This window comes from Acinetobacter sp. CFCC 10889 (genome assembly GCF_003268395.1).
Lineage (GTDB): Bacteria > Pseudomonadota > Gammaproteobacteria > Pseudomonadales > Moraxellaceae > Acinetobacter.
Genome location: NZ_LQXQ01000010.1, coordinates 75,511 through 97,564, shown reverse-complemented (window position 1 = coordinate 97,564; position 22,054 = coordinate 75,511). Strand labels below are relative to the sequence as shown.

At 36.6% G+C, this 22,054-nt stretch carries 15 protein-coding genes, 1 tRNA gene and 1 pseudogene; 12 read left to right on the top strand and 5 right to left on the bottom strand.

Annotated elements, in window-relative coordinates:
* The first annotated feature begins 58 nt into the window (after window positions 1–58).
* The 7 genes and pseudogenes from AVJ19_RS05520 to AVJ19_RS05490 all read left to right on the top strand — a co-directional run bounded on the left by AVJ19_RS05520 (window position 59) and on the right by AVJ19_RS05490 (window position 11,097).
* Window positions 59–910, top strand: coding sequence for a Holliday junction resolvase-like protein (locus AVJ19_RS05520; protein WP_111858775.1), 852 nt, complete (start codon window positions 59–61; stop codon window positions 908–910).
* Window positions 911–1,099: 189 nt separating this feature from the next.
* A complete protein-coding gene (gene ahcY, locus AVJ19_RS05515) occupies window positions 1,100–2,482 on the top strand; it encodes an adenosylhomocysteinase (protein WP_087553530.1) in 1,383 nt (460 codons plus the stop codon).
* A 264-nt stretch (window positions 2,483–2,746) separates the two neighbouring features.
* On the top strand, window positions 2,747–3,583 hold the full coding sequence (metF, locus tag AVJ19_RS05510) for a methylenetetrahydrofolate reductase [NAD(P)H] (RefSeq protein WP_111858774.1): 837 nt from the start codon (window positions 2,747–2,749) through the stop codon (window positions 3,581–3,583).
* 36 nt (window positions 3,584–3,619) lie between these two features.
* Complete coding sequence (locus tag AVJ19_RS05505; RefSeq protein ID WP_111858773.1) at window positions 3,620–4,333, top strand: 16S rRNA (uracil(1498)-N(3))-methyltransferase; 714 nt, start codon at window positions 3,620–3,622, stop codon at window positions 4,331–4,333.
* A gap of 765 nt (window positions 4,334–5,098) precedes the next feature.
* Window positions 5,099–7,363: an EAL and GGDEF domain-containing protein gene (locus AVJ19_RS05500; protein ID WP_228203294.1), complete on the top strand. Its 2,265-nt coding sequence runs from the start codon at window positions 5,099–5,101 to the stop codon at window positions 7,361–7,363.
* 134 nt (window positions 7,364–7,497) lie between these two features.
* A pseudogene (locus tag AVJ19_RS05495) lies at window positions 7,498–9,776 on the top strand (NADP-dependent malic enzyme).
* Between the two features lie 79 nt (window positions 9,777–9,855).
* A complete protein-coding gene (locus AVJ19_RS05490) occupies window positions 9,856–11,097 on the top strand; it encodes a multifunctional CCA addition/repair protein (RefSeq protein WP_111858771.1) in 1,242 nt (413 codons plus the stop codon).
* A 160-nt stretch (window positions 11,098–11,257) separates the two neighbouring features.
* On the opposite strand, the gene AVJ19_RS05485 is transcribed toward AVJ19_RS05490, so the two are convergent.
* The 5 genes from AVJ19_RS05485 to AVJ19_RS05465 form a co-directional block, all read right to left on the bottom strand.
* Window positions 11,258–12,385 carry a hypothetical protein gene (locus tag AVJ19_RS05485; protein ID WP_111858770.1) on the bottom strand — a complete coding sequence of 376 codons (1,128 nt, stop codon included), beginning with the start codon at window positions 12,383–12,385 and terminating at the stop codon, window positions 11,258–11,260.
* Window positions 12,386–12,617: 232 nt separating this feature from the next.
* A complete protein-coding gene (gene epmA / locus AVJ19_RS05480) occupies window positions 12,618–13,598 on the bottom strand; it encodes an EF-P lysine aminoacylase EpmA (protein ID WP_111858769.1) in 981 nt (326 codons plus the stop codon).
* On the bottom strand, window positions 13,595–14,662 hold the full coding sequence (locus tag AVJ19_RS05475) for a 4-phosphoerythronate dehydrogenase (RefSeq protein ID WP_111858768.1): 1,068 nt from the start codon (window positions 14,660–14,662) through the stop codon (window positions 13,595–13,597). The genes epmA and AVJ19_RS05475 overlap by 4 nt, the downstream gene beginning before the upstream one ends.
* Window positions 14,663–14,807: 145 nt before the next feature.
* Window positions 14,808–16,064: a diguanylate cyclase gene (locus tag AVJ19_RS05470; protein WP_111858767.1), complete on the bottom strand. Its 1,257-nt coding sequence runs from the start codon at window positions 16,062–16,064 to the stop codon at window positions 14,808–14,810.
* Window positions 16,065–16,319: 255 nt separating this feature from the next.
* On the bottom strand, window positions 16,320–17,351 hold the full coding sequence (locus AVJ19_RS05465; RefSeq protein WP_111858766.1) for a L,D-transpeptidase family protein: 1,032 nt from the start codon (window positions 17,349–17,351) through the stop codon (window positions 16,320–16,322).
* Between the two features lie 540 nt (window positions 17,352–17,891).
* On the opposite strand from AVJ19_RS05465, the gene pyrC reads away from it, so the two are divergent.
* From pyrC to AVJ19_RS05440, 5 genes are all read left to right on the top strand, one after another.
* Window positions 17,892–18,926: a dihydroorotase gene (pyrC, locus tag AVJ19_RS05460; RefSeq protein WP_111858765.1), complete on the top strand. Its 1,035-nt coding sequence runs from the start codon at window positions 17,892–17,894 to the stop codon at window positions 18,924–18,926.
* Window positions 18,911–19,570: a ribonuclease T gene (rnt, locus tag AVJ19_RS05455; protein WP_111858764.1), complete on the top strand. Its 660-nt coding sequence runs from the start codon at window positions 18,911–18,913 to the stop codon at window positions 19,568–19,570. Before pyrC ends, rnt begins: the two co-directional genes overlap by 16 nt.
* A gap of 20 nt (window positions 19,571–19,590) precedes the next feature.
* A tRNA-Glu gene (locus AVJ19_RS05450) sits at window positions 19,591–19,666 on the top strand.
* A 279-nt stretch (window positions 19,667–19,945) separates the two neighbouring features.
* Window positions 19,946–21,367, top strand: a complete 1,422-nt coding sequence (locus tag AVJ19_RS05445) for an amino acid permease (RefSeq protein WP_111858780.1) — start codon at window positions 19,946–19,948, stop codon at window positions 21,365–21,367.
* A gap of 197 nt (window positions 21,368–21,564) precedes the next feature.
* On the top strand, window positions 21,565–22,050 hold the full coding sequence (locus tag AVJ19_RS05440) for an NUDIX hydrolase (RefSeq protein ID WP_111858763.1): 486 nt from the start codon (window positions 21,565–21,567) through the stop codon (window positions 22,048–22,050).
* Window positions 22,051–22,054: the final 4 nt, after the last annotated feature.

The window sequence follows — 22,054 nt, the reverse complement described above, 5'->3', positions numbered from 1 at the left end:
TATAATTTAGTTTTCATGAATTTTTTATTATGATGAGAATTTTAAATTATAGAAAATTATGGAAATTATAATTAGCTTTTTATTGATATTTAGCCTTGTTTTAATCATTTTATTTTTTTATAACAAAAATGCACAAGTGCAAAAGAAGCTCAATGAACTACAAATTTTACACCAAGAACAAATCAATGAATTAATTTTGTCACATGCAAATAATATACATGAATTAAAAGTAGACTTTGAAAAGGAAAAGAAGAATGCAACCAAACTCTCATTAAGTGCTTCTCGGAATACCATCAAAGGACAAATCAGTGAAAAATTCTGCCCTTTTCAAGAAAACTTTCCATATACACCACATGATTGTACTTTTTTAGGAAAGCCCATAGATTTTATTGTCTTTCATAACATCGAAAAATATCGTGACAATGAAGATGGAGTCAGCATTGATGACATTGAAATTATCTTTTTAGAAATTAAAACTGGAAAATCATCTTTAACCAAAGTTGAAAAAGCGATTAAACATGCGATTCTGAATAAAAGAATTCGCTTTGAAACTTATCGTTATGATGGTATCGCTCAACCCGATATATCTTTAACAACCATTTCCAAATCTCATATAGAAAGTAATCTTCATATTGTAAATGGCGATGAAAATTTAGCGATTACTCCCCTTAACTTTAATGAAAATGATCTGATTTGTCGTACAGAATCCCAAAGTAATATTGTACTTAAAACACGTGAAAAATATGCCCGCAGCAATTATAAGTGGTCTGAGAATGAAACCGATTTGCTTATCCAAAAATATGATGAAGGCTATAATTTAACCGAATTAAGCATATTATTTCAAAGAACACCAACAGGATTATCTTCTCGACTTGAAAAACTAGGTGTAGAAGTACAAGTCGATGAATAAAACAACAAAACCACGTTGGAACCAAATCATTTTCCAAGTACAATACACCGCAGTCGAGGGATGCTGCGACTTTCTTACAGGCACATAAATGTAAGATCGCTAGGCTCGACCATCGGTTTAAATCTTCATTTAAACCAACAACGGCATCCGCGAACATAATGATCAATTATCTATTTTAAGGAGATCGTGATGAACGCGGTTAATGCTTCATTTACAGATTACAAAGTTGCCGACATTTCACTTGCTGATTACGGTCGTAAAGAAATCAAACTTGCAGAAGCAGAAATGCCTGCTTTGATGGGTCTTCGTAAACGCTATTCTGCTGCAAAACCACTTGCAGGTGCTAAAATTTTGGGTTGTATCCACATGACAATCCAAACAGCTGTTTTAATCGAAACTTTGGTTGAATTAGGCGCAGAAGTTCGTTGGACATCTTGTAACATCTTCTCTACTCAAGACCATGCTGCTGCTGCAATCGCTGCTGCGGGTATTCCTGTATTTGCTTGGAAAGGCGAAACTGAAGAAGAATACAACTGGTGTTTAGAACAACAGATCAATGTAAATGGCACACCTTGGGATGCCAACATGATTTTGGATGATGGCGGTGACTTAACTGCACTTGTTCACGAAAAATATCCTCAAGTGATTGCTAAAATTCACGGTATTACAGAAGAAACCACTACAGGTGTTCAACGTCTGTATGAAATGCACCGTGACGGTACTTTAAAAGTACCTGCAATCAACGTAAACGACTCTGTAACCAAGTCTAAAAATGACAACAAATACGGTTGCCGCCATTCATTAAATGATGCGATCAAACGTGGTACAGATATGCTTCTATCTGGTCGCCGTGCGCTTGTAATCGGTTATGGTGACGTAGGTAAAGGTTCTGCTCAATCACTTCGTCAGGAAGGCATGATTGTACGTGTAACTGAAATCGACCCAATCTGTGCAATGCAAGCATGCATGGACGGTTATGAGGTTGTTTCTCCATACAAAAATGGCGTACAAACGGGCAAGAAAGAAGACATCAACCTTGACCTTCTTCAAAACACTGATTTGATCGTAACAACAACGGGGAACTATCACGTATGTGATTCTGCAATGCTTGATTCATTAAAAGCAGGTGCAGTGGTTTGTAACATCGGTCACTTTGATACTGAAATCGACACGAACTACTTACGTGGTTACAAGTGGGTTGAAGTTAAGCCACAAGTACACCAAGTGTATCGTACAGAAAATGAAAACGATTACTTAATCCTTTTATCTGAAGGTCGTTTAGTGAACCTTGGTAATGCGACTGGTCACCCTTCACGTATTATGGATGGTTCATTTGCCAACCAGGTTTTGGGTCAAATGCATTTATTTGCTGAGAAATTTGCTGATCTTCCTGAAGATCAAAAACAAGCTGCGATCCGTGTAGAACTTATTCCTAAGAAATTAGATGAAGAAGTTGCTGCGGCAATGGTTGTAGGTTTCGGTGGTGTCTTGACTCAATTGACTCAAGTACAGGCAGATTACTTAGGTGTAACTGTTGAAGGTCCATTTAAGTCTGAGTCTTATAAGTACTAAGTTTTAATCATTCACTCATACTTGAAATAAGATGATGAATTATTAAACATTTGAATGTGTTGCTTTTAAATAATCCCTCCCAACCTCCCTTTAAAAAGGGAGGAGCCGTGAATCTAGTTTCAATAAAATTCACGACTTTCCCCTCTTTACAAAGAGGGGTTAGGGGAGATTTTTAAATAAGAATTCAACGCTTCATTTGATTTATTAATTCCCAATTTTCCAAATGAGTAAATAACTTAAATACTTATAAAAAAGGATTTAACCATGACCAAACGTGTCCCGATTTCTTTTGAGTTTTTCCCGACCAAAACCGATGCAGGTGCGGAAAAGCTTAAAGTTGTACATCAAGAACTTCAGTTACTGAATCCTGAATTTTTCTCTGTAACTTATGGTGCGGGGGGCTCTACCCGTGAACGCACCTTGTCTACACTGGACGATTTCAACGGCAAAGGTACACCAGTTGCCCCTCACCTGTCTTGTATTGGTGACAGCAAACAACGTATTGCTGAATTGCTGGATTTGTATAAATCACAAGGCATTGACCGTATTGTCGCGCTTCGTGGTGATTTACCTTCTGGTCAGGTTGGCTTGGGTGAACTGCCTTATGCCACTGATCTGGTTCGCTTCATTCGTGAACATTCAGGTGATCATTTCCATATCGAAGTTGCTGCATATCCTGAAATGCATCCACAAGCCGACAGCTTTGACTTAGACATTCAACGTTTTTGTGATAAAGCCCGTGCAGGTGCAAATGCAGCACTAACTCAATTCTTCTTCAATCCAGATGCGTATTTCTACTTTGTAGACCGCATTCAAAAAGAAGGCATTGATATTCCAGTTGCACCAGGGATTATGCCGATTACCAATGCAAGCAACCTGATTCGCTTTGCTGATGGTACTGGTGCGGAGATTCCACGCTGGATTCGTAAGCAGCTGGCAACTTATGGTGATGATTCTGCAAGTATCAAAGCCTTTGGTCATGAAGTTGTGGTGAAGCTCTGTGAACGCCTGATTGCAGGTGGTGCGCCAAGTCTGCACTTCTACACCATGAACCACACTGAACCAAACCGTCAGCTTGTGCTGGATCTTGGTTTAGCATAATTCAAAATTAAATCATCTATTTGCGAGTAAGACTGAATGCCCCGTTTTTATATTGAAACTGATTTAGCTGTTGATACTACAGTTGAACTGACTGAAACAGTTTTCCATCACTGGGTCAAAGTCTTACGTGCGCAAGTCGGTGAAAAAGCCACTTTGTTCAATGGACAAGGTGGTGAATATGCAGTAACACTGGCAGATGTTGCGAAAAAATCTGCTTCAGTACATGTTGACGCATTTAACCCTGACAACCGTACACCTCACTTCACCGCACTGCTTGGGCAAGTGATGAGTAAAGGTGATCGTATGGATTATGCGATTCAAAAAGCTGTCGAACTTGGTGTTTCCAAAATTCAGCTGTTGACTTCTGAACGTTGTGAAATGCGTTTAAAATATGACCGTGATCAGAAGAAAATTGATCATTGGCAAGGCATCGCAATTGCAGCCTGTGAACAATGCGGCATGAATATTGTTCCTCAAATACTTGCACCTCTCAGTTTAGAACAATGGTTACAAACAGAATTACCTACAACAAAACTGGTACTTGCACCTGAAAAAGAACAGACTGATGTGCTCAAAGATGCAAGCCAAGATCTTGTTTTGCTGATTGGTCCAGAAGGTGGTCTGAGTGAAGCTGAAATCAGTCAGGCAAATGATCACGGATTTAAAAACTGGTGCATTGGTGCTCGTGTACTGCGTACAGAAACAGCACCAGTCGTTGCGCTTTCTATTTTAAACTACACATTTCACTAAATTTAATTAAGAAATATGTGATTTAAATCACAAAAATCTTGATTTTGCCGTAAAATAAAAGTAATTTAGCTGTCTTAAAATGAAATATTTAAGTAACATTAAATGTTATAAATAAAACCAAAGTTAAAAATATCTGTACTAAAAATTCGTACTAAGAAAAAGGCATTAGGAATGATAATAGACGTTCAAGATGAACTCTTATACGCTGCTCAGGTCAAGCGTGCAGCCATCCTTTTGCAACGTTTTCTCTTATGCTTATCCGCAATCATTGTGTATGACCTCTCTGTTTATTATATTTATTTTGAAGAATTCTCATTTTCATTCACGCTTTGGGGTATTGTTGCTGCTATTCTTTCAAGTATTTCATGGTTACTCATTCAATCAAATTTAAAGACATCTTATTATAATAGTTTCAATTTAGATGCTTTATGTCAGTTTATCTGTTTAGTCCTTGGTTGTAGTCTAGGTTTTGGCATTTTTACTTTACATTATTATGTGCTAATTGACACGCCTCAAATTACAGCAATACATTTACTGATTTTATCAAGTATTTTGGTTTGTTTAACTACAATCACTGCAATTATTTATTTAAGCTGTCGCTTCCGATATTTTTTATTTTTTTTCATTCCATCTATTATACCATGCTTATTATATAAATTTATCCTGATTAATCCTTTAAATGCATACCATCAATTTACTTTCAATCTTATTTTATTATTTATTTTTGCTGCAAGCTTTCTTACACATAAGCTTTATCATAAATTAATGAATACTTCTTTTAACTATAATAATTTATTAATTAAATCCAAACAACAAATCCAAGATACAAATCAATTACAAACTAAATTAAAACATGAAATTGATCACTCAGCTCAAATTAAAAATGAGCTATTACTGAGCAATCAATTGCTTGAGCAAAAAGTAAAAGAACGTACATTTGATATTCATCAAATTAATGCACGTTTAGAAAATCATCAAGCCAATTTAGCCTTTGCACATGAAACTGCAGGTATTAATTCATGGTTATGGAATATTGAAAAACGGACTATTGAAATATTTGATACCAAAAGTAAAATTTTATTTAACCAATTCGATGAACATAATACCCAAATTGAATCTTTGATTCACCCTGATGACCTCGAAAATTATCAACACCTTATGCGTCAACATTTACGTGGCAAATCTGAACGCTTTGAAGCACGCTATCGTATTAAAAGAAATGATCAATGGTGTTGGATTCAAGATACAGGTAAAGTGATCGCTCGCCACCCGATCTCCTACAAGCCCATTCGTATGGTGGGTATTCATCGTGATATTCAAAAGGAAAAAACAGATCAAGAACAACTCAAGCTTGCAGCAAATGTCTTTAAACATGTGGCTGAAGGGGTTTTTGTACTGGATAATAATTTATGCTATTTGGAAGTAAATCCATACTTTGAAAAATTAGTGGGTTATCAACAAAATGATTTATTAGGCAAACATATATTTGATATTACAGTAAATAATAGCAAAGAAATTTTACAGCAGCATTTTGATACAACAAAAAAATTAGTCAAAGATGGTGAGTTTGATGCTGAATTACAAATTGAATTTTTAACAGGTAAAAAATTAACATTATGGGTACATATTAATGCAGTATCAGATGAAAAAAATAAAGTGACCAATTACATTGGTATTATTACTGATTTAACTGAACGTAAAAAACAAGAACAACGTGTTTCATATTTAGAAAATTATGATTTATTAACCGATCTACCTAATCGTTTTTATTTTAACTTACAACTACATCATTATTTAACTGATCCAAATAATTTAATGCAGAATCTTGCTGTGATCCGTATTAATATTGATCGTTTTAGATCATTTAATGAATTTGTAAGTACGCAAGCAGGCGATGCATTATTACAAATCTGTGCACAACGTTTAAGACAATATTGTCCTGATGCATTATTAATTTCTTATTTAAATAATGATGATTTTTCAATTATTTATAATTTTGGTCAAAATAAGAAAAATATTCATAAAATCGCCAAAAGACTTTTGGATGCTTTTGAGCACCCATTTACCATTGAAAATCATGAACATTTCATTTCAATTTCGCTAGGTATCGCACTTTATCCTGAACATGGTCGTCAAGTTGACACATTAAACAGCCACGCTGAGCAAGCATTGGCTGAAGCAAAAAGCTTAGGTGGAAATACTGCATATTTTTATACCAGTAAAAATACTCAACTCTTCCATAAAGGTATGAATCTTGAGGGTGATTTAAGACAGGCTCTTAAAAATAAAGAATTACTTGTCTATTATCAGCCTAAAATTTGTACAAAAACTGAAAAAGTTTATGGTTTTGAAGCATTGATTCGTTGGCAACATCCTAAACTTGGTTTAATTACACCTGATGTATTTTTACCCATTGCAGAAGAATCAAGTCTAATTACTGAAATTGGACGTTTTGTATTATTTGAAACCTGTAAACAGATTCGAATTTGGCAAGATTTGAACTTTGATTACCTGCGTGTGTCAGTCAATATTGTGGCACAACAAGTGCATCGTGGTGAACTGATTCAAGATATAGATCAAGCACTGAATTTATATAAAATTTCAGGTGATATGTTAGAGCTTGAGATCACTGAATCATCTTTGATCGCAAAATCAGACAACGTCCTCAATTTATTGCAACAAATTAAACAACGTCATATTTCCATTGCACTAGATGATTTTGGGACAGGTTATTCATCTTTGGCTTATCTCACCAATTACCCTATTGATACTTTAAAAATCGACAAAATATTTATTTCTAAAATTGAACAAGAAAAAGATCAAGCCATTGTCAGTGCGATTATCGCAATGGGTAAAGCAATGGGTATGAGTGTCGTTGCTGAAGGTGTTGAAACCATTGAACAAATTAATTTCTTAAAAAAACATGGTTGTCATATTTTACAAGGTTTTTATTATTCAAAACCGCTCTCAGCCCAAGAATGTATTGATTATCTTGCAAAATTCAAACTTGCTTCAGTTTATCGAGTATAAATAAACTTAATCAATATTTCTTGTGGAAAAAGGTCGTTTTTCGACTGTCCGTATTGCTCAACAAATGGTATATTCAAGAAAATTTAGCCAAAATCGCCAGCGCCCGCTGGTACATTGTAACAAACGAGATGTAAATGGACGATCAATCACTAAAACAGCAAGCCCTGTATTACCATGAATTCCCAACACCAGGGAAAATCAGCGTCACGCCTAGCAAACAACTCGTCAACCAACATGATCTTGCACTTGCCTACTCCCCAGGTGTTGCTGCACCATGTTTGGAAATCGAGAAAGACCCATCAAAAGCGGCTCTTTATACAGCACGTGGTAACTTGGTCGCTGTGGTCAGTAATGGTACTGCTGTTTTAGGTCTTGGAAATATTGGTCCTTTAGCTTCAAAACCTGTGATGGAAGGTAAAGGCGTATTATTTAAAAAATTCGCAGGTGTCGATGTATTTGATATCGAAATTGCTGAAAATGATCCTGACAAAATCGTGGACATTGTTGCCGCTTTAGAACCTACTTTTGGCGGTATCAACCTAGAAGATATTAAAGCACCTGAATGTTTCTACATTGAACAAAAACTTCGTGAACGCATGAATATTCCTGTGTTCCATGATGACCAACATGGTACTTCAATCATTGTCGGTTCTGCATTACTCAATGCATTACAACTTAATGGCAAAAAAATTGATGAGATCAAAATCATCGCTTCAGGTGCAGGTGCTGCAGCCCTATCATGCTTAGATTTACTTTGTGCGATTGGTGCGAAGAAAGAAAATATCATTGTTGCTGACTCACGTGGCTTATTGACCACTAAACGTGAAGGTTTGGATGAGTCTAAAAAGCGTTATGTGCAAGACATCGAAGGTACACAACTTGCAGACGTAATCGCAGGTGCGGACATGTTCTTGGGTCTTTCTGCCGCAGGTATTTTGACCAAAGAAATGGTTAAAGTGATGGCAGCTGATCCAATCATCTTCGCATTGGCAAACCCTGATCCTGAGATTTTACCTGAACATGCGCATGAAGTTCGCCCTGATGTAATCATGGCAACAGGTCGTTCTGACTATCCAAACCAAGTGAATAATGCACTTTGCTTCCCATATATCTTCCGTGGTGCTTTGGACGTTGGTGCAACCACCATTAACGAAGAAATGAAGATTGCTTGTGTGCATGCGATTGCACGTATGGCGCATGTTGAAGCAGACGCTGCATCTTATGGTGAAAAATCTGCATCTTTTGGTCGTGATTATTTAATTCCACGTCCACTTGATCAACGTTTGATTTTGGAAATTGCACCTGCTGTTGCGCAAGCTGCAATGGACTCAGGTGTGGCAAGTCGTCCGATCGAAGATTTCTCTGCATATCGTCAACGCTTATCTGAGTTTGTCTATAACTCAGCGTTAATGATGAAACCTATTTTTGCGCAGCGAAATCTGATCCTAAGCGTATTGCTTATGCGGAAGGTGAAGATTTACGTGTACTTCGTGCAGTGCAAATTGCAGTGGATGAAGATTTGGCAAAACCAATTTTGGTCGGTCGTACTTCAGTCATCGAAGCAAATATCAAAAAATTAGGCTTACGTCTTGAGAATGGTGTGAATATCACTATCGTAGATCAAGAAAATAATCCTGATTATGAAAAATTTGCTGAAGATTATCACAACATCATGCAACGCAAAGGTGTAACACCTGAGTATGCTCAACGTGAATCACGTCGTCGTTCAACTTTAATCGCTTCAATGCTTGTACGTCATGGTCAAGCAGATGGTATGTTGTGTGGTACCTATTCAAGCTATGACATTCACTTGGACTTTGTGAAAAATGTCATTGGGTTAAAAGAAGGTCGTAATAACTTCTTTACCTTGAATGCCTTAATGCTTGAAGATCGCAACCTGTTCATCGCAGATACCTACATTAACCGTAACCCAACGGCTGAACAATTGGCTGAAATGACCATTTTAGCGGCTGAAGAAGTACGTCGTTTTGGTATGACGCCACGAGTTGCTTTATTGTCACACTCAAGTTTTGGTTCAGATCAAAATGATCCAAGCGCACAAAAAATGCGTAAAGTGTTTGAAATCTTAACGGAAATCGCCCCTGAGCTTGAAGTTGAAGGTGAAATGCATGCCGATGCAGCGTTGGATGAAAATATTCGTCATTTTGCATTCCCGAACTCACGTTTCAAAGGTTCTGCAAACTTGTTGATCATGCCAAACCTTGATGCAGCAAACATTTCATTCAACTTGTTGAAATCTACATCAGGCAATAACGTGACCATTGGTCCAATCTTGCTTGGTGCTGCTAAACCTGTACATATCTTGACCCCAACTGCGACAACTCGCCGTTTAGTCAATATGACAGCATTAACTGTTGCTGAAATTCAAGAAAACGAGAAAGCTGCTCTTTAATTGCACGTTTACTCACATCTTGTGACTTGAGAAAACCTCTATTCTGTAGCATCATGGCTTGAAGAATAGAGGTTTTTTCATGCAAGTTTATTTAGTAGGCGGTGCTGTCAGAGATCATTTACTCGGTCATCCCTATCACGAAAAAGATTATGTTGTTGTTGGTGGAACACCTGAACAACTTCTTGCTCAAGGCTATCAGCCTGTGGGTAAAGATTTTCCTGTGTTTTTGCATCCTGAAACCAAAGATGAATATGCGCTTGCCCGTACAGAACGTAAATCAGGGCATGGTTATCATGGCTTTGAATTTTATACCGATCCTGCGGTGACCTTAGAAGAAGATTTGATTCGTCGTGATTTAACTATTAATGCGATTGCGATGGATGCAGAGGGGCAAGTATTCGACCCCTATCATGGTCAGGATGATTTAAATAATAAAATATTACGTCATGTTTCGATTGCTTTTGCTGAAGATCCTTTACGTGTACTCCGTGTTGCCCGCTTTGCGGCACGTTATGCGCAATATGGGTTTTCGATTGCTGATGAAACCTTAGCGTTAATGCGTCAATTGGCTGAGTCAGGTGAATTACAAGCACTCACACCTGAACGTGTTTGGAAAGAAACCTCACGTGCTTTGATGGAAGATCATGCTGATGTTTATTTTGAAGTATTACGTGAATGTGGTGCTTTAAAGATTTTATTCCCTGAAATTGATGCGCTGTTTGGTGTTCCGCAACGTCCTGAATATCATCCTGAAATTGATTGTGGTATTCATACCCTGATGTCTTTGCAACAAGCCTGCAAAGCCAATTATTCTTTGGATGTGCGTTTTGCCGTCTTGGTTCATGATTTGGGTAAAGCTTTGACACCCAAAGAGGAATTGCCACGTCATATCATGCATGAGGAACGTGGGATTGCTCCTGTGACAGAAGTCTGTGATCGTTTGAAAGTTCCAACATTAACCAAACAACTTGCTTTGGCAGTGTGTAAAGAGCATTTGAAATGTCATCAGGCTTTCACGTTGAAAGCAGGTACTTTATGGCGTCTGTTACAGCGTTTGGATGTATTACGTCGTCCTGAGCGTGTTGAAGCATTTTTGCAAGCCTGTGAATGTGATGCACGTGGTCGTTTGGGCATGGAAAATCGTGATTATCCTCAAGCGGAGTTTTTATGGAAAATTACGCAACGGGTTCGTACGATTAAGGCATCTGATCTGCCACCTGAGATAAAAGGTGCAGATATTGGTGAAATGTTGATTCAGAAACGGATTGAAGCAATTGCGCAGTTAAAGCATGAGTTAGGGCATCATACGCATACAGCATAAATGAAAAATCCTCTCAAAAATGAGAGGATTACATTCATTATAGGCAATGATTAAAAACTACCTAATGATGGTTTACGTGGAACAATAGAATTTCATATAAAAAGCCTAACCTGCCTAAGTTAGGCTTTTTTATGGATTACAAGTTATTGAAATAATTCGGCTATTTACTTTTAACCGTCTTTTTACTCTGCTGGGGCAATGCTTTCTTTTGAGCTTTTATTGTCTGCTCAACCTTATTTTTTTTAGTTTTGGGATTATTTACTACAGCTATTTTTAAAGACTTTAACCATGAATATGTAAGGTGATCCAACTTTAATAAGTGTTCAATCATTTCATTACGTTTCGTTTTATCCATCTTAGAAATAATACTTTTTAGATCAGCATTGATAGATTGATCTGTTGCTCCACGCTCAATAGCTTTTTCATACCATTCATGCCCAAGTGTATATTGGTATGTTTCCATATAAATAGCCCCCAATAATGTACATGGGCGATAATTATCAGGAGTTAAATTATGAGCTTTGAAAGCATTATCTATTGCGATATTAACTTTTCTAAGATCACGTCTAACACCTCCTAAGGTTGTAAAATAAGCGGATAATAATTTTTTATCTTTTTTATCAGAAACAGTAATACTTTTAAGCAACTCCTCTGCTTCTAAACTAGCCTGACACTTTCTTAATTGGCTACTCGCATTAATAGCATTCCAAATATTTTTAACATTTTTCTTATATTCCTGAAGATAATAATTAGCTTCTAAACGATGAAATTTATGACGAACCTTACCACTAAAAAAATCCTTTCCTAAAGTGTTTAACCAAACTGCTTCATCCTGAGAAAGCCTTATGTCCCTATCTAACTTACTTAAAATCTCAGGAAGTTTTATTGGTAATGCATCTGTTGTATATTCATTAATTTCATATTTTTTAAGCAATGCTTGTTCTTTTTGCTTTGCAATATATACAGGATCTAACTCAAGTAGCTTTTGTTTTTCAACAACTTCTCGTCTGACCTTCTCTTGAAAAGCTTTTTCTTCGATAAATCTCTCTAATTCAACTTTATTTGCAGTCCGTTTCAAAAAATTTGGTAAGAATTGAGCTAAAGATCTTAGAAGGTACTCATTTATATAAGCTTGTTCAAAATTACTTAAACTTTTATTTTCCTTATATTTTTCTAAAATATCTTTCGATCTACCTGTTTGTAAAAGTTCTGACTTTGAAAGGTCTAAAAAATATTCTTGGCATAAATTTAAAAGCTTACTCTCAAAAGTATCTAAATCATTAATCATAATTCAAAGTTTATTTAAATCAAAAAATTATAATCAGTATAAAGAAAAATAGATATTTTTACTCACAAAATTTCTCCCATTTAACATAATGGTCTTTATGCGAAATACACTGTTATTCACCATTTAAAAACCACCATTCATCCACAAAAAAGCGACTCATAAACAAGTCGCTTTCTTTTTTAGCAATTTTGATACATTTTGCAACTAAAAGTACCTTTTAGTTTTAAATCCCTCACGACACATCTGCCGTAAAACTCACCACCTTTTCCAACTTCATTTGATTGGTCACAACCATCAACAAACGATCAATCCCCAAAGCAATCCCTGAACATTCAGGCATATTCGGTAATGCGGCAAGCAAATACTCATCTATTGGCATCACATGTAAGCCCAACTTTTTACGCTCAGCATTATCCGCTTCAAAACGCCCACGCAAAACATCTGCATCAATCAGTTCATCATAAGCATTGGCAAGTTCCAAACCTTCGATATACAACTCAAAACGAGCTGCAACCAATTCCCCATCTTCATCAATACGTGTCTTGGCAAGTGACGCCATTTCAGGTGGAAAATCAGTTAAAAATACAGGCGTATCAAAACCTAAACTTGGCTCAACCATGTGAGAAAACAGAAGGTCAATATAACCCAAACGATCATCACCCAAATCCAAATTTAAACCTACACGGCGACAAGCATCTTTTAATTCTTTTAAAGTCGCTTGCAATGGATTTAAATCCAAACGATCCATAAACGCATGTTTATAACTGTAAATGCTCGGGCGAACTTCACCAAAACGCTCAACCAAAACCACATTGAGTAAATCAGTAACTTCCAGCATCAAATCTTTCAGTGAAAACTCAGGGCGATACCATTCCAACATAGTGAATTCACTATTGTGTTTACGCCCATGCTCATCATCACGAAAGACTTTACAAATCTGATAAATCGCCCCACTGCCACTTGCAAGCAAACGCTTCATGGCAAACTCAGGTGAAGTCTGTAAATAATGGGTTAGTTTTTTGCCTTGTACATGACGCTGTGCCTGCACAGAAGCCAAATGCACATCCGTCACGCCCGCTTGAGAAAGTACAGGTGTTTCCACCTCCAACACATCACGTTCCGCAAAAAACTGACGAAGTTGAGCATACATTTTGGCACGGGCTTTTAACGCTTTTAAATCGCAAGTCGGCTGATAATTTACAGATTCGCTCATGCTTTAGGACCTCCATGCGCAGCCCATTCACGGCGTAAAGGATAGGTTTTGCGCAAATAATCAAAGGCTTTTTGATCTACTTTTCCATCTTTTAAACAAGCTCGAAGATTTTGATCATCACGTGAAATATCATAAATATCAGTCAAATGCTCTTTTAGCGTTTGCTTAATGCTATTGCCATAGAAATATTGATCACATGCAGGAAGTTGTGATTCAAATTTTTTATGTGCAGGATAATCAAAAGTTTTACAAAAGGCTTCGTAAATCATTTGTGTACCACGTGCCTTGCCTTCCAAGCTGTAACCTGCAATATGTGGTGTCACGATGGTCACTAAATCTAATAATTGTTGTGAAATTTCAGGCTCATGCTCAAATACATCGAGTACAACTTGACGCTTATTTTCTTGAATATCTGCGATCAACGCTGTTTCTGACACGACAGGACCACGTGCAGAATTGATTAAAATTGCATTGCTTTTCATTAAACTCAATGCATGTTCATTGATCAAATGATAGGTTGGATACTCACCTGATTTCGTTAATGGCACATGTGTCGTGATTGCATCGGAATTTTTGAGTAATTCTTCTAATTCAACCTGTTGAATATCATGATGCTGTACAAAAGGATCATAACCGATGACATTCCAACCCAAAAGTTTCGCCATATAAGCCAAACGTGAACCCACATTCCCCAAACCAATAATGCCTAAAGTAAATTGGTTATTTTGCGATAAAAGTGTTGGATTCAACTTTAATAATGCAGTGATTACATATTCTGCCACCGCTTGTGCATTACACCCTGCCGCATTTGACCAAGCAATTTGCTGTGCTTCGATTGCTGATATATCGAGATGGTCAGTACCAATCGTGGCACTGCCCACAAATTTAAGTGGTGTATTTTGAATCAGTTGTTCATTCACTTTTGTGACTGATCGCACCAATAATGCTTCAGCATCTATCACATTGTCATGATTTAAACTACGCCCTGCTGCTTGATGAATATCGCCAAATTCAGCAAAAAAATATTCGGTAAATGCGAGATTTTCATCTGCAACAATTTTCATAATTTAGTCCAATGCAAGAGTCTCACTATCATAACGCTTTGTACTATGGCTGACTATGTACATCATGCTGAATAGCAGTGCCAGATGGATAATTATAATACATCCTGTTGTTTGACTTTACCCACCATCTCGTCATATTTACTATCTAAACAATAGGAATAAAAATATACTGATCTCTACCTTTATTTTTAGCTTGATATAATGCATTGTCTGCAACTTTTAAAATATCTTGTTCTAAAATATTCTCTTTTCCTGTATATAAAGTCACACCAATACTAATGGTTAAACACTCAGAAATTAAAGAGTATTCATGTGGTATTTTTTGTTTTCGAACTTCTTCTAAAAGCCGTTTTGCTACATGAATGGCAGCTTGCTCTGTAGAGTTATTTAATAAAATAATAAATTCTTCACCACCATAACGTATCGCAACATCATGTTCTCGAATATTATTCTTTAAAACTTCTGCCACAGCAATTAATGCAATATCTCCATGCTGATGCCCATAATGATCATTAAAACGTTTAAAAAAATCAACATCAATGAATAATAAAGCTAAAGGCTGATGTCTATCTTTTGCATAATATAAACTCTTCGCCAATTGCTGCTCAAAACCACGGCGATTTGCCAATAATGTTAAAGTGTCTTGATGACTAATTTGAACTAAATGATCATTTAAAGATGCATATATTTTTTTATCCAAATCAATCATAATCGACTGTAAAAAGCGAATACGCTCAGGTGAAATCGTTAAAACAGATAAACCTAAACCGACCAAATTCCCCAATACCAAGACATTAAATAATACCCATGGTGGTACATATTTTTGACTTATCCATAAAACAATACAAGTGATGACTGCCGAAACCATGCCCGCAAAAAATGTGTATAATGGGCGTAAACCTGAGCAAATATAAGCAAACATGAGGGCAAAAACGATAATTAATGTACCACGCCATGTCATTGAAAGAGCTTGTGTTAAAAACAATACCGTTTGTACAACACTTAAACCAACTGCAATCACAGTAGTGACAACATAGCGATAATATTTTTTCCACACAGGATGTTTTGCCATAATATAAATACTAAATAAAGCAATCCAACCTGTGGTATATGATATTAAAGTTAAAAGTACATCATGCTTTCGATGTGCTATCTCAGTGGTAAAATAATTAATCGGGAGACTGATTAATTCAAATAGAAAATAAAAAATAGTCGCAGGTATAAATGCTCTCACGATCAGTTTAGTTAAACGATCTTCACGATCTTGCCAAAACTTCCTTTCCAAAGATTTAGAAAACAATGACAACATACTTTTTGACTGATTTTCAAGCAAAGACTCACATTCTTCTCGTTGTTTTTGCAAGTATTGAATATCAGGATTATCTTCTATATTACTATTCATCTATTGATTACTTACTTTCGCATTCCATTATGTCAATGGATAGTGAGTCATTTATTTTGAGATTAGATTAACACTGTAAATAACATAATGAAATCATTAATTTCTACTTTAAATAATTAAAAATAAATCACACTTTTATAAATTAATATAAGAAACATCACACTATTTTAAATAAAATACAAAATACATTAAATAAAATTAAACAAAAAAAGGCAGTAAACTGCCTTTTTAAAATAAGTAAAATAACGTTTTAAATTATTCTAAAAACTTAACCACTGCACCTTCTTGTACCTTACGTCCCAGATCATTTGCATCCCAGTTGGTAAGACGAATACAACCATGTGATGCTGTCTTAGAAATCAAAGAGGGATTTGGTGTACCATGAATTCCAAAAGATGGTTTACTGAGTGCAATCCACATATTTCCTACAGGACCATTTGGACCAGGCGGTAGAGTTAATGGCTTTTTGTTACCACCTTGTACAAAGTTTTTTGGTGAATAACCATAATATGGATTTGCTGCTACTTTAACGACTTTATGTGTTCCTTTCGGAGATGGTGTATCTGCCCCACCAATCGTTGCAGGGAAAGAGCCCACTAACTGATTTAAATGGTTAAACAAATACAATTGGCGCGCGCCTTTATGTGCCACAATCAAAGTAATATCATCTGACAAATCATTACGTACATTTGGCACAATAATTTTTTGACCCACTTTATTGAAATTGACTTTTGGATTGATTTGTCTTAAAAAATCTTCATCAATATGAAATTTTTCACCCAGCAATTCCGTAATACGTGTGTAATACAAACCTTTCATTTTGGCTTGTAATGCGTAATTACGCGGAATACTTTTTGCAAAAGGTCCTTTCAGGTCTTGTGCTGTAATACTATATTCGGTAAATGCGGGCTGTTTTTGGTGTGTCACAAGACTATTCCATGTCGCTTGATTGAGCACACCTGTAATTTCTAAGCCATTCATCTGCTGATAAGCAGAAATTGCTTTAAGAAAATTTTTACCACTTTTAGCATCAATTGGACCCGGTGATGCATGCAAATTATTCAGCATAACTTGCGCACGTGCATAGGCAGGATACTGCCCCCGCGCAAGTTGTGCTGACCATACAGCATTATTCATCGCATCTTTACTCCAACTTACTGCTGCAGTAGGCTGAACTTGTGTGGTCTTTTTTTCATCATTCACTGCATTGCTTGTAGCAGCATAAGCAGATGAATTCAAAATCGTGAAGCATGTTAGCAACATGATGAATGGCACAGTTTTGCGCATTTTTTACTCTCTATTCATCTCATTTTAAATATTAAAAAACAAATCTTTAGCTACTTATATGCAGTAAATATGATCAATTTTTTAAAATACTTTAGCAATATAGTATACTTTATTTAAAGTAAAACTTATTTAAATATTTCATTTAATATCAATTTGTTAATTGTACTAAAAACCTAATCAAGTACAATATCCACCCAAAACAAATACCCTTAAAGTGTGATAAATTTAACACTTTATTAAGTAAAAAGTGAATTATTATTTCACTTTTTATCATGGCAAAATCTATTCTTTTCTCACTTGATTAAACATAAGAATATTCAATATCTATCCAAATCATCTATTCACATATTTCAAAATATTGATACATCATTCATAGATAAAATATCATGCTTGTTTAATATGTAAATCACAAGATATCGATTAAAAAATATCTATTTAGCACTCACAAATCATACTGATTTTTAGCAAGTTCAAAATAGCGGTTACCATTTTAGTTGGAATGGATTATTATCTATCTTATTTCTCTCAGTAAGAACAGCCTTGAACACGATTACTCTTCTTCAGCCCGATGATTGGCATGCACACCTACGTGATGGGCTTGCTTTAAAACGTACTGTTCCAGATTTAGCTCGTCAATTTGCACGCGCAATTTGTATGCCAAATCTTGTTCCTCCTGTAAAAACAGTTGAAGAAGCTTTGGCTTATCGTGAACGTATTCTCGCACACGTACCTGAAGATCTATCTTTTGACCCTCGGATGGTGTTGTATTTTACGGATCATACTGAACCATCTGAAGTTAAGAAAATCAAAGATTCAGCACATGTAAATGCCATTAAGCTTTATCCAGCAGGTGCAACCACCAACTCAGATAATGGTGTAAGTGACATTCGTAAAGTATATGCTGTGATTGAACAACTTGAAGAGCATCAAGTACCATTATTGTTACATGGGGAAGTCACACATCATCATGTTGATATTTTCGATCGTGAAAAACGTTTTCTTGATGAAGTATTAGCACCATTATTAAGACAATTTCCAAAATTAAAATTGGTTTTAGAACACATTACCACCAGTGAAGCTGCGCATTTTGTACTGGAACAAGATCGTAATGTCGCTGCGACTATTACTCCGCAACATTTATTGTTCAACCGTAATGACATGTTGGTGGGTGGAATAAAACCTCACTTCTATTGCTTACCGATCTTAAAACGCCAAACACACCAACAGACCTTGCTTGAAGTTGCAACTAGTGCTAATCCTAAGTTTTTCTTAGGTACTGACAGTGCTCCACATTCTAAAAATGCAAAAGAAAATGCTTGTGGTTGTGCAGGTTGCTATAGTGCCCCAACTGCGATTGAATTATATGCGCAAGCTTTTGATCAAGTGGGTAAAATCGAACGTTTAGAAGGTTTTGCAAGCCATTTTGGTGCAGATTTTTACGGTTTACCTCGTAATACTGAAACCATTACACTTGTAAAAGAAGACCAAGTTATTCCTGAAAGTTTTGACTACTTGGATGGCGAAAAAATTATTCCGTTGTATGCGGGTAAGACCATCCAATGGAGAAAAGTGTGACAACTGAAATACAGCCTGTAATCGCACAACGATTTCGTGGTTTTTTACCTGTCGTTGTTGATGTTGAAACTGCAGGCTTCAATGCTGATACAGATGCATTACTTGAAATTGCGTGTATTCCGATCATCTATGATGCTGATGGTAAATTTGTACCTGGTGAGGCACATCATGCGCACATCAATCCGTTTGAGGGTGCAAATTTAGATCGACGTTCATTAGAATTTATTGGCATCGATCCCTCCAATCCAATGCGTATTGCGATGGCTGAAGATGAAAAAACAGCTTTGAAACGTATTTTTAAAGCAGTAAATGAAGTTCGTCGTCAACAACAATGTACACATGCTGTTCTTGTTGGACACAATGCACATTTTGATTTGGGTTTTCTAAAAGCAGCAATTGCACGAACAAGCACTAAAAATCAAAACCCATTCCATAGTTTTTCGGTTTTTGACACGGTAACTTTAAGTGCTGTGATGTTTGGGCAAACAGTTTTAGCAAAATCATGTATCCAAGCTGGTATCGAGTTTGATGGCAAAGAAGCTCATTCTGCTTTGTATGATACTCAAAAAACAGCTGAACTGTTTTGTTATATTTTGAACAAACTGTCTCCTCATGTACTTGACACTTTGATGGCGGATCAATAAGATAGCGCCATCTTCTAAACGACCCTATCGTCTAGAGGCCTAGGACATCGCCCTTTCACGGCGGTAACCGGGGTTCGAATCCCCGTAGGGTCGCCATATATTTTATATTCTCTGCTTATATCTAAGCTACACTTTTTTTCTAAATTTTCTTATTTTAATCACTTATTTCATTTGATCAATTTGTAATATTTTGCACATTTTTCACCCTCTACCCATTACCTAAAACTATTCTCGCTTGAACTGATTCAATTAATCTCTAATCGTTCACAATACAACATCATCATGACAATTGTATTTACTTTATTAATTCTTCTTTGAACTCCGCATCAATAACACCTACAATGTTGCGCTTCGTTATTTAGCTAAATGATTTTTATGCAATCACCTCACACGCAGCATGAAGCCCCATCACAAGGGAATTCTGCACCCTTAAAACGTGCGATGAGCACCCGACACTTAGTGATGATCTCACTGGGTGGTGCGATTGGTACGGGCTTATTTTTAGGTTCAGGTGAAGTTATTGCGCAAACGGGACCGATTGGCGCCATTATTTCCTATATTTTGGGCGGTATCATTGCCTATATGGTGATGCTATGTTTGGGTGAACTTGCAGTTCACATGCCTGAATCTGGCTCTTTTGGGACATATGCCCAAAAATATATTGGTCCTGCCACAGGTTATACTGTGACATGGCTGTATTGGCTTACGTGGTCAGCAACTCTAGGGACAGAATTTACTGCTGCAGCATTGTTAATGCAGGAATGGTTTCCTCAAATTTCTATGTGGCTATGGACCATTATTTTTGCAGCCGTAGTGTTTGGACTAAATATGAGTTCTACACGTTGGTTTGCAGAGTCTGAATTTTGGCTATCTTTAGTCAAAGTTATCACAGTAGTGGCTTTTATTCTCTTAGGCTTGTTGGCAATTTTTGGGTTTATAAATTACGAAGGCTATAGTTCTGCACCATTATTTAGCAATTTAACAGGCAATGATTGGTTTCCCAATGGGCTTATTCCTATTTTTACCACCATGCTAATTGTGAATTTTGCATTTTCAGGAACAGAACTCATTGGGGTTGCTGCGGGTGAAACCAAAGATCCTGCCAAAAATGTCCCTAAAGCCATCAATACAGCTATTTGGCGTTTATTGATTTTCTTTGTGGGTACGATCATTGTGATCAGTGCTCTATTACCACATGAAATGGCGGGATTAAATGCTGAAGGGGTCAGTAGCAGTCCCTTTGTTACTGTATTCAACCATATTGGTATTCCTTATGCAGAAGACATTATTCGTTTTGTGATCATTACAGCATTATTGTCTGCTGCCAATTCAGGTCTTTTTGCAGCATCTCGGATGATGTGGTCATTGTCTGCCAAAAAGCAGTTGCCAACCGTTTTTTCGAAACTGAATGCTCGTGGTATTCCTTATATCGCTGTAATGGTCACAATGCTCGGTGCATTGCCGGGTTTATTGTCTGAACATTTTGCACCTGAAACCATTTTCAAAAATTTACTTGGTGTTGCCGCATTTACCATGGTTGTAGTATGGATGAGTATTTGTTGGAGCCAGTTTAATTTTCGTCGTGAATGGTACAAAGCTGGTCGTCGTAAAGAGGAATTAGGTTTTGCCGCACCTTTATTTCCTATCGTACCAATTTTAGGTTTTGTGTTCTGTTTTATTACCTGTATCAGTATGGTGTTCGATCCTGAAATGAGAGTTGGTTTTATCTGTTGTTTAATTTTTATTGCTTGTTGTTATGTAAGTTATGCGTATTTGTATAAAGACTCAGAATTATAATTTTATTGAAAATTTATTTTATAGCTAAATCATCAAGAGCAGACTGATCCTCTGCTCTTTTTTTCATATTTAACCTTTCAAATACACTCAAATGGTCAAAACACTTTCAATCAAAATCCAGAGACAAATCCATTCAAAACATAGCCACTCTTGCCAAAATTTTGTAGAATAGCGCTTTATTTCCCTCGGTTTTGGTTATGACCTCTTGGACTCCTCATGTTACCGTCGCTACAGTTGTAGAAAAAGACGGAAAATTTCTTTTTGTTGAAGAACATACAGAAGGCGTGACACACACGGTATTTAACCAACCCGCAGGACATGTGGAATGTGGTGAATCTATAGTCCAAGCCGCTGTTCGTGAAACCATGGAAGAAACTGGTCATGCTGTAGAAGTCGATTCCCTGCTTGGTATCTATACTTATACTCCACCCATGTTTCCTGACCGTACTTATTATAGATTTTGCTTTTTAGCACATGTGTTGGAATATTTCCCCGAAGCTGAACTTGATACAGGCATTGTCGGTCCAAAATGGATGAGCCTTGATGAATTGGTCAATTCAGCCCGCGCCCGCAGCCCCTTAGTGATTAAAGCTGTACAAGATGCACTTTCTGGGCAAAAATACCCACTTTCGCTCGTTTATGAGCATCAAAACTCTCCTCTCATTTCAAATTTGGATGCCTAGTCCT